This is a genomic window from Pseudoflavonifractor intestinihominis, assembly GCF_040096055.1.
Taxonomy (GTDB): domain Bacteria; phylum Bacillota; class Clostridia; order Oscillospirales; family Oscillospiraceae; genus Pseudoflavonifractor; species Pseudoflavonifractor intestinihominis.
The window spans coordinates 48,979-58,033 of record NZ_JBBMFK010000024.1; the positions used below are offsets into that span (position 1 = coordinate 48,979).

The 9,055-nt window shown below is 50.4% G+C and carries 4 protein-coding genes; 3 read left to right on the forward strand and 1 reads right to left on the reverse strand.

Annotation, left to right across the window (positions count from 1 at the left end):
* Positions 1-92 precede the first annotated feature (92 nt).
* Positions 93-1,622, forward strand: a complete 1,530-nt coding sequence (locus WMO64_RS13200) for a M23 family metallopeptidase (protein WP_294521289.1) — start codon at positions 93-95, stop codon at positions 1,620-1,622.
* A 151-nt stretch (positions 1,623-1,773) separates the two neighbouring features.
* Here WMO64_RS13200 and WMO64_RS13205 read toward each other — a convergent pair whose 3' ends face one another.
* A complete protein-coding gene (locus WMO64_RS13205; protein ID WP_349232268.1) occupies positions 1,774-2,616 on the reverse strand; it encodes a helix-turn-helix domain-containing protein in 843 nt (280 codons plus the stop codon).
* Positions 2,617-3,228: 612 nt separating this feature from the next.
* On the opposite strand from WMO64_RS13205, the gene WMO64_RS13210 reads away from it, so the two are divergent.
* On the forward strand, positions 3,229-3,453 hold the full coding sequence (locus WMO64_RS13210; protein ID WP_349232269.1) for an LLM class flavin-dependent oxidoreductase: 225 nt from the start codon (positions 3,229-3,231) through the stop codon (positions 3,451-3,453).
* Positions 3,454-3,783: 330 nt separating this feature from the next.
* Positions 3,784-8,946, forward strand: a complete 5,163-nt coding sequence (locus tag WMO64_RS13215) for a PDDEXK-like endonuclease domain-containing protein (protein WP_349232270.1) — start codon at positions 3,784-3,786, stop codon at positions 8,944-8,946.
* Positions 8,947-9,055 lie beyond the last annotated feature (109 nt).

Here is a 9,055-nt window from a genome sequence, read left to right on the forward strand (position 1 = left end):
TCATTCCGTTCTGTAATTTTCAGCGCTCCCCGCTGTGTTGCAGGCGGATTCTTATTTTGACTTTTTGCCTTTCTTAAGGAGGTCCTTCTCCGATGGATGAGATCTTACACTCCAATGGCCGGCAGGCAGTGCCCGACGCCATCCCCGCCGAAGAGACGGCGGGCGGCGTCCGGGAGGAAGGTAGCTCCCGGCAGGGCCGCCGCCCTGTGCTGGACGCCCTCATCGCCGCAGGCCGCAGCGTGGGCGCCCTGCTCCACCGGGCGGACGCCGCCGCCGCCGGCCACAAGGCCGTGGGCCCTCTGGCCTTCCTGCTGATCGCCGGCGTCATCGGCGTGGCCCTGGTGGTGGGCACCGTGTACACCCCCAGCTACGTGGTGTCGGTGGACGGCGTCACCCTGGGCGTGGTCTCCGACCCGGAGGTGTTCGAGGGCGCCATGGAGCGGGTGGAAGCCCGGGCCTCCGATATTCTGGGGTATGACTACACCCTGGACAACGCCGTCACCTACGACTTCGCCCTCACCGAGAAGGACAAGCTGTCCAACGTGGGCGACTTTGAGACCTACCTGTTCGACCAGATCGGCGAGGTGATGAAGAGCTACGTGCTCAAGGTCAACGGCCAATTCATCGGCGCGGCCCAGGACGAGACCTCTCTCACCGCCATGCTGGACGCCATCAAGGCCCCCTATGTCAACGAGAACACCACCTCCGCCGAGTTTGTGGAGTCCGTGTCCATCAGCCGGCAGTACACCCCCTCCGACGTGGAGCAGGATCTGTCCGCCATGGAGGCCCGCCTGACCGCCAACACCAACGGCCAGACCACCTATGAGGTCCAGAAGGGCGACACCTTCATGCAGATCGCCTACGACAACGACATGTCCCTGTCCGAGCTGGAGGCCCTGAACCCCGACGTGGACATCAACAACATCTATATCGGCCAGATCCTCAACGTGCGGGAGGTCATCCCCTTCCTGTCCGTCCAGACCACCGAGACCATCACCTACCAGGAGGCCATCGCCAGCCCGGTGGAAGAGGTGGAGGACGACTCCATGTACCAGGGCGACACCAAGGTGCTGGACGCAGGCAGCGAGGGCCTGGCGGAGATCACCGCCGACGTGACCTACGTCAACGGCAACGAGCGTGAGCGCAACATCACCAACAACGTCACCATCACCGAGCCCACCGCCAAGGTCATCGCCGTTGGCACCAAGGAGCGGCCCAGCTGGCTGCCCACCGGCTCCTTCATCTGGCCCGTGTACGGCAACATCACCTCCTACTTCGGCTACCGCTATATCTTCGGCAGCTACAGCTATCACTCCGGCATCGACATCGCCGCGGCCTACGGCACCGGCATCCAGGCCGCTGACGGCGGCACCGTCATCTGGGCGGGCACCGGCACCGGCAGCAACTGGAGCTACGGCAAGTATGTCATCATTGACCACGGCAACGGCTACCAGACCTACTACGCCCACTGCTCCAGCCTGCTGGTCAGCGTCGGCGACAAGGTCTACCAGGGCCAGGTCATCGCCCGGGTGGGCTCTACCGGCCGGTCCACCGGCAACCACTGCCACTTCCAGGTGAAGATCAACGGCACCACCGTCAACCCCCTGTCCTACCTGCCCTGAACAAGATAACAGCATCCCCCGCGCCTGGGACAGGTGCTCATAAGAAAGTGATTTGAAAGAAAACCAATTATGGCATCTGTCAGGCAGGATTGGGCAACGAAGAAATACGCCGTATTCAGCAGATTTTGCTGGATACGGCGTATTTTCTTGCCTATTTGCGCTTTCGTTTTCCTTTCCCGTGTGTCATGCTGGCTCTACCCCGCTGGCTTATGGGGCTTTTCATGTGCTTTGATAGCCGCAGTATTTCAATCAGCGTGATAAACTGCTCCTTTGTGATGGCATCATAGTCAATGCCGAAAGTCGCCAGAAACGCCCGCGCCTTCTTCTCATCGCTGCTGCCTTCAAAGTTCATAGCCGTTTGCAACTGCTGCTGGGCTTGTGCAGCGGCGGATGGCTCGTCCGCCGTTGTGTTGTCAGTTTTGTGGGCTTCCCGAATATCGCGGAGTATCCCTGTCAGGTCATCCGCAACCACATGGCCGAAATATTCTTCCTCCGGCACCTGCGCCAATTCCAGTGTGCGGAGGTAGAGATCGTTCGAACTATCCTCCCGCTTTGTCAGCACCATTTGACGCACAGCTTCCAGCACGGCGTTCATGTCGTTGATCCGCATATCCGCGATGCGGTCAACATAGATTTCTGCGTCCAGCATCAAGCGCTGAAAATCTTTATGGCAGATCAGCTCCGACAGCAGCCGGTGGTTGAACTGTCCGTCTTTCAATACTTCAATCGCACTGTCACCCAAATGCAGGGCTTCCAGCTCTGTGTTTGGGTGATTTTTTGTTTCCGTCAATCCCATCAGGTAATCGGAGGACACTCCATAGAACTTTGCCAGTGCCGCGATGCTGAACGGGCTGATGTCCTTGAAATCGTCCGCCTCATACTTGCCGAGGGCGGCACGGGAAATCCCAGTCGCCACGGAAAGCTGTTCCAGCGTCAGGCCGCGCTCTGTCCGCAAATCTTTGAGCCGCTCTGGGATCGTCAGTTTGATGTTCATATCCGCGCCCCCTCTCGTTCTGCTTCCCATTATAGCACAGATTTCTATAAGCGTGGAAATTTCTGCGTTTCGCACCCGTTTTCCAACCTCTTGGATATACGGGAACAGGCCCGATTTTTCGTTAAACTGTACTTGTCGAGAGACGACAGTACCTTGAAAATTACATGACCGTCCGAATGGGATACCCCCGGCAGGGGAAGCAGCGCCATGACTCCATGTGCCTAAAAGCACGGGAGAGCGTGCCAATGCTGGAATACGCCGCTGAAAAGGCAGGGGCAGGAACAGCATTCGGGGAGAACGGCAAAATTTCAGTGATTTTTCCGAAGGAAGTGAAAACAACGAAAAATCCGGCGTTTTCATACTGATAACGCCATCAAAGCACGATACGCTGGGCAGCGAAGCGGATACGCTGTCCAGCGCATAATTTCTCCGTTCCGCAAAAATCCATACGGAACAGTGAAACCGAACCCCACCACTTGTGAACAGGGCTTCGCATACGACAGAGAAAACAGTTATTCGCATACCATTATCCATCGCCCAACGATGAACCCAGTACGTTCACCAGCACATCGGCTTCACCGTCAGGCATACAAAAAAAGGAGGGCATAAGCCATGAGAAACAAAGAGATTTACCGAAACGAGATCAAGTCGTATATCATCCGGGCTGGCATGACTATGAGCGAGGCCGTAGAAATCTTGGCCGACGAATACGGTTGGAGCAGCAGCGTCCCCAATCTGTCCGACAAATTGAAACGCGGCAGCCTGCGCTACGGTGAGGCGGTGGAGCTGGCCGATGTGTTAGGGTATGACATTGTTTGGCAGAAGCGCCAAGGATGAGAAAAATTGTTGACTCCACTTACAGATATAGCCTTATTAGTTCCAAAAAATCACATTTCTTGTCTATCCACGATAATCACTTAAGGTTAAATACTGAATTCTGACAGAGGATACATGGGGCGGATTTAATCATGCAAAAATGCACCTGGAAGTGATTCTTACAAACATTGTGTGTAGCCATTGACTTGTATCCAACGGCAACTTAAAATATAGATATATCAATAGATTCGCTTGCAAAGAATGTGCAGAGTTCTAAAAACTGTGATTTAGGCGCATCATGGAGGCTATTTCCACTCCAATCAAGATGTGTAACGGATAAGAGGTGTAATCTTGGACGATAAGATTGAGACTACTGAAGTGAGGCAGGAAATCACCAAACAGGAAAAAGTACTATCTCTCTTCAAGTTTATTGAAGAGCTGAATAAATTAAAGCAAAAAGTGGTGCTTCGAGTATCCGATTACCCGTGGTTCCGCCCCATCAGCTCCCTTCCTGATGATCCGGAAAACATCAAAGTGTATTACCGGGATCGCGTAGAAGAGGAAGATACTGAGGATACGACAGATGTGTTACTGGCCGTTCATAAGCCTGAATTTCAGAGTTGTCCAACTCCTGATCCCAACTTAGAAAATTGGCTGGAACAGGGCTGGAATGACTATCATTATAAGGCAAAAGTTAAGAATTTTATTCTTCTGCCTCTGGATCAAGTGCGGCTCCCGGAAGAGATTTCAGAAGCTGATAAGGAGCGCATTGACGAAGAAAATCACACCTATAGGGAGTTTTTCTCTGACAGCGAAGAACGTATAGCAGCATTTCATACATGGACAGCAAAACGAGATTTGTGGGCGGAAAAGCAGAAAATGCTGGAAAAAACCAGAGATTTCTTCTCGGAGCTTTACAAGATCAGCGTTGATTTGGAGCGGGAGTCTGAAACTCTGGAGTTGGTGGTCGCCGATGGCTTTCTTCGAGATCGGGATCTGCCCGAACTTGATCACCCAATTTTGACCCGGCGTGTAAAGATTCGGCATGACGCAGCGGAAAACACGATATATATCGAGGATACCAATGTGGAAACCGAATTGTACACCGTAATGTTCCAGAGCATGGACGGGATCAATCTGTCTTCCATTAACCATATGCGGGATGATCTCCACCAGAATGACTACCATCCCTTAGATCGTAATGATCTGCCTGCATTTCTTAAAATATTTGTCCATCAGCTCTCCTCGGAGAGTATCTATGTCGAAGACGGTATTCCTGACAGCTGGCAGAAAAAAGAAAGGCTCCTACTGTACCGCAATCCCTGCTATATTCTGCGGAAACGCATGGATGGTGCGCTGAAAGCCATTGAACAAATTATTGAACATGTCGAGAAAACCGGAGAAGTTCCTGCCCCGATTGGCGACATCGTCGAGGGTGGAAAAATTGATATTCCCGAAGATACTGGAGAAGTCTCTATTGAAGAGCAGCTTGCGGCAGTTGGCGGTGAAAGTGTAGATATTCTGCTCTCCAAAGAGGCCAATAAGGAACAGCTGGAGATTGCCCGGCGGATCGAACGCTATAATGCCGTTTTGGTACAGGGGCCTCCCGGTACAGGTAAGACACACACCATTGCAAACCTCATGGGACACTTTTTGGCCCAAGGTAAGAGTGTTCTGGTGACCAGCCATACGCAAAAGGCATTGATTGTTCTGAAAGACAAGGTCGCTCCGGGACTGCAAAGCCTATGCGTTTCCATGCTGGATGATTCCAATGTGGATATGGAGAAATCCATTGATGGAATTACAAGCTATATGTCTCAGTACACTTCCTTCGAGCTAAAAAAGGAAATGGAGTCCTTGGGGCTGGAACGGAAGCAAATTATTCGTGATCTTGCGAAAACTCGAAAGAAACTGTTTTCTATTATCAATCAGGAATGCAATTGCATTGTCTTTAACGGCGAGGAACTTTCTCCCTCTATGGCCGCTGAATTTGTTCGGGAAAACAGCGAAACCCTATCCTATATTCCCGGTATGGTCCGCCTTTACGAGCCGTTGCCACTTACATTTGCAGAACTATCTGAGTTATATCGGAGCAATAGCAGTATCACCGCAGAAGATGAATCCGAATTTAACCATGATCTTCCAAATCCAGAGGATGTGATGACCCCCAAAGACTTTGAAGATAAATGCAATGCTCTAAACTCGGCTATGGCTCATCTGGATACTATATCCGAAAACGAAGGGTGGAAAATTCAGAATCTGCCTGTCGAAAACAAAATATCAATCACCGCGCCTTTTGGCCAATTGACCTTGGATTATCCAGAATCGATTGCTGTTAACCAACTGCGAGACTATGTTTCTGCATTCCCAAAAGTAGAACCTTGGATGCAGCATTGCGCTGTAGATGGCAAGAAGGGAGAGACGTATAAACAGTTGTGGACTCAGCTGATTCAGCAGTTACAGGACACATCTGTGTACGCAGAAAGATTAACCGCTGAAAAGTTTGGCAAAGACGTTCAGATTTTTAATCCAGACCCTGATTTTGCGGATGCAATGAAACAGTTGCTGGAGAAGTACAAACAAGGGGGAAAGATTGGCAAGCTGACGCTACTTTTTAATAAACAGCTGGAAATGGCATTGAATGGCGCAACTGTGAACGGGCGGCAACCACAGACTATTGAAGACTGTCAGCTGATCCTCCATGTTATGGAAATGAAGTCCATGCGGGATCAGTGCGCTTCTTATTGGAATGATTTGCTTTCCAAGCATGGTGTTCCTGCATTTTACGATTTGGATGCATCTGAGCCAGAACGAGTTGCAGCAAACTATATCCCTTATATTCAGCGGTATTTGGATTGGTTCCAGAGAGAATATGAAGTGCTGACAATGCGCATGAGTGCTGTGGGATTGCCCTGTGATATGATTTTCCAGCGCAATGTGCTGGATTCCGAACTTGTATCCGCCGAGAAAATCCTGGCAGCCCTCGGAAACACCATTCCCAAAATCTGTGATATTTTTGATGTGGTTCAGACAATTGCCGACACACAGAAAGAGCTTGAGAAAAACCGCAATGTCCTTCAAATTGGAAAACGTATATATTCCAATGTCTGCAAAGTACTGCATTTAGCCGCAGAAGCCTATGATCCGCATGCATATCGGACTGCCTTTGCAATCTTGGAGGAAACCTATGCCAAGACAAGTCTGAAGGCCAAGCGTGAAAACTATTTGAATCGGCTGGCTCCGGTGGCACCTCAGTGGGCTGACGCTATTCGGACTCGAAGCGGTATCCACGGAGAAGCTGCCGTTCCAAGTGACATTGACGATGCGTGGAAGTGGAAACAGTACTATGGGATCATTGAAGAGATTATTGCTGAGCCTTTCCCGGAGCTTCAAAAGCGTAGTCTTGCCCTTAGTAAGGAGTATCGCAGGATTACTGCAAAGTATGCTGAGAAGGCTGCCTGGTACAATCTTTTGCGAACAACCGAGCATGACATCAGCATGAAGCAGGCGCTGATTGGCTGGAAGCAGACTGTCAAGAAAATCGGCAAAGGAACTGGTAAGAACGCTCCGATGTATCGAGCTAAGGCCCGTGAACTGATGGTCAAGTGCCAAAGTGCGGTTCCTGGTTGGATTATGCCTATTGGCAAGGCGCTGGAAAGTTTGAATCCCGGTACGAATAAGTTTGATATTATCATCATTGATGAGGCCAGTCAGTCGGATATTTCTTCTCTGGCTATTTTGTATATGGGAAAAAAGCTGGTCATTGTAGGTGACGATAAACAGGTCAGCCCTATGGCGGTCGGCGTTCAGGTCGATAAGATGAATGCATTGAAAGAAATGTATATTGCCGGCAAGATTCCCAATGACCACCTCTATGACGCTAAGACCTCTATCTATGATATTGCGGCAACCACATTCCAACCGCTGATGCTCCATGAACATTTCCGCTGTGTGCCGGAGATCATCGGATTTTCCAACTGGCTCTCTTACGACTTCAAAATTAAGCCCTTGCGGGATTGCAGCAACAATGTCCTTTTGCCTGCTGTGGTAAACTATCGGGTTGCAAACGGTGAGCGTATCGGTAAGACCAACCCCAATGAAGCGAAAGCTGTTGTCGCACTGATGCAGGCTTGTATGGAGCAGCCGGAGTATGCAGGAAAAACATTTGGCATCATCTCTTTGCTGGGAGATGAACAGGTCAAAAAGTTACAAGAAGAAATCTATTCCCATATTGATCCCAAGGACGTCAGTGAGCGAAGAATCCTCTGCGGTAATGCCTCGAACTTTCAGGGTGATGAACGGGATGTTATCTTCCTGAGTGTGGTAGACTGCGCAAATGGTACGGGCCCGGTGGCAAAACAAGCGTTCGGTGTGGATGACGCTTACAGGAAGCGCTATAATGTTGCTGCCAGCCGAGCCAGAGATCAGCTGTGGGTTGTCGATTCACTTGATTCTGCAAATGACCTGAAGCCGGGTGATATTCGTAAAATGCTGATTGACTATTCGCTGAATCCAGAATCTGTTGCCATATCCAACGCCAAGATTGAACAAAAAGCAGAATCGCCTTTTGAGTCTGCGGTGGCTCGCTTCCTGACAGTCAGAGGCTATCACCTGGTACAGCAGTGGAAAGTCGGCGCATATCGTCTGGATATGGTGGCCGTATGCGGCAGAAAAAAGGTCGCAATCGAATGCGATGGCGAGCGTTGGCATAGCGGCGAGGATAAGATCCGGGAAGATATGGAGCGCCAGACGATTCTGGAACGATTGGGTTGGCAATTTATCCGAATCCGTGGAAGTGAATACTATCGTGATCCCAACAAGACAATGGAGCGCGTTGTTTCCGAATTGAATGACAATGGTATTGAGCCGGAAGCGTCCTCCGCCGTTCAGGATACCAAGATCAGAGAAACAGAGCTTTTGCAACGGGTGAAGCAACGTGCTTTCGCAATCATTCACCAAGATGACGGCGAAACATCTGAGTTGGATGAGAGTGTCATCGAAGCCGCGCTGGATCCTAAAAACGATGTGATTGGCACATCTATTGAAAAAGTAAATGATCTGGCCGTTCCAGAAGAAAAGGAACAGGTTACAGGGATAAAAGATATGGATACAGTGCAAAGTCCTGCTGAAAGCGAAATTTTTCCTGTGAGTGCGCCTGTAGTTCTTCCCGAAACGGCAATAAAGCTTGTCCGTGATCAGCGATTAAAGACTGCGCAGCAAAATCCTGCCCCGGAGAAAATGCCTCCATTAAAAACGCAGGACTATAAACCGGAGCAAATGATGTTGTTTGGGATGGAAGATCAAAAGTCAGATGCTGATGACATCATTGGTTTGCTTGAAGCAACCGGAGTTGAATTTGTGGATAAGCGTGCAAATGGCGGAAGCCTTTGGATTATTGGTGGCTATGAGCTTGCCGAAACAGTTAGAAAAGCCAAAGCATTGGGCTGTATCTTCCACTTCAAAAAAGAGGGAGGACGTGCTACGAAGAACAAACCAGGCTGGTGGGCCAAGTGACATGAATGCACCCCATCGATAAATCCCTTGGTAACAAGGGCGCACTTCTATACAGGGGCAAGCCCTGTATCGTGCGCTCTGCGAGGCAGCAGCCCGGACAGCGAATGTC

Coding starts and splice junctions, on each gene's coding strand:
- WMO64_RS13205 (WP_349232268.1), bottom strand. CDS start 2,616: ATGAACATCAAACTGACGATCCCAGAGCGGCTCAAAGATTTGCGGACA.
- WMO64_RS13200 (WP_294521289.1), top strand. CDS start 93: ATGGATGAGATCTTACACTCCAATGGCCGGCAGGCAGTGCCCGACGCC.
- WMO64_RS13210 (WP_349232269.1), top strand. CDS start 3,229: ATGAGAAACAAAGAGATTTACCGAAACGAGATCAAGTCGTATATCATC.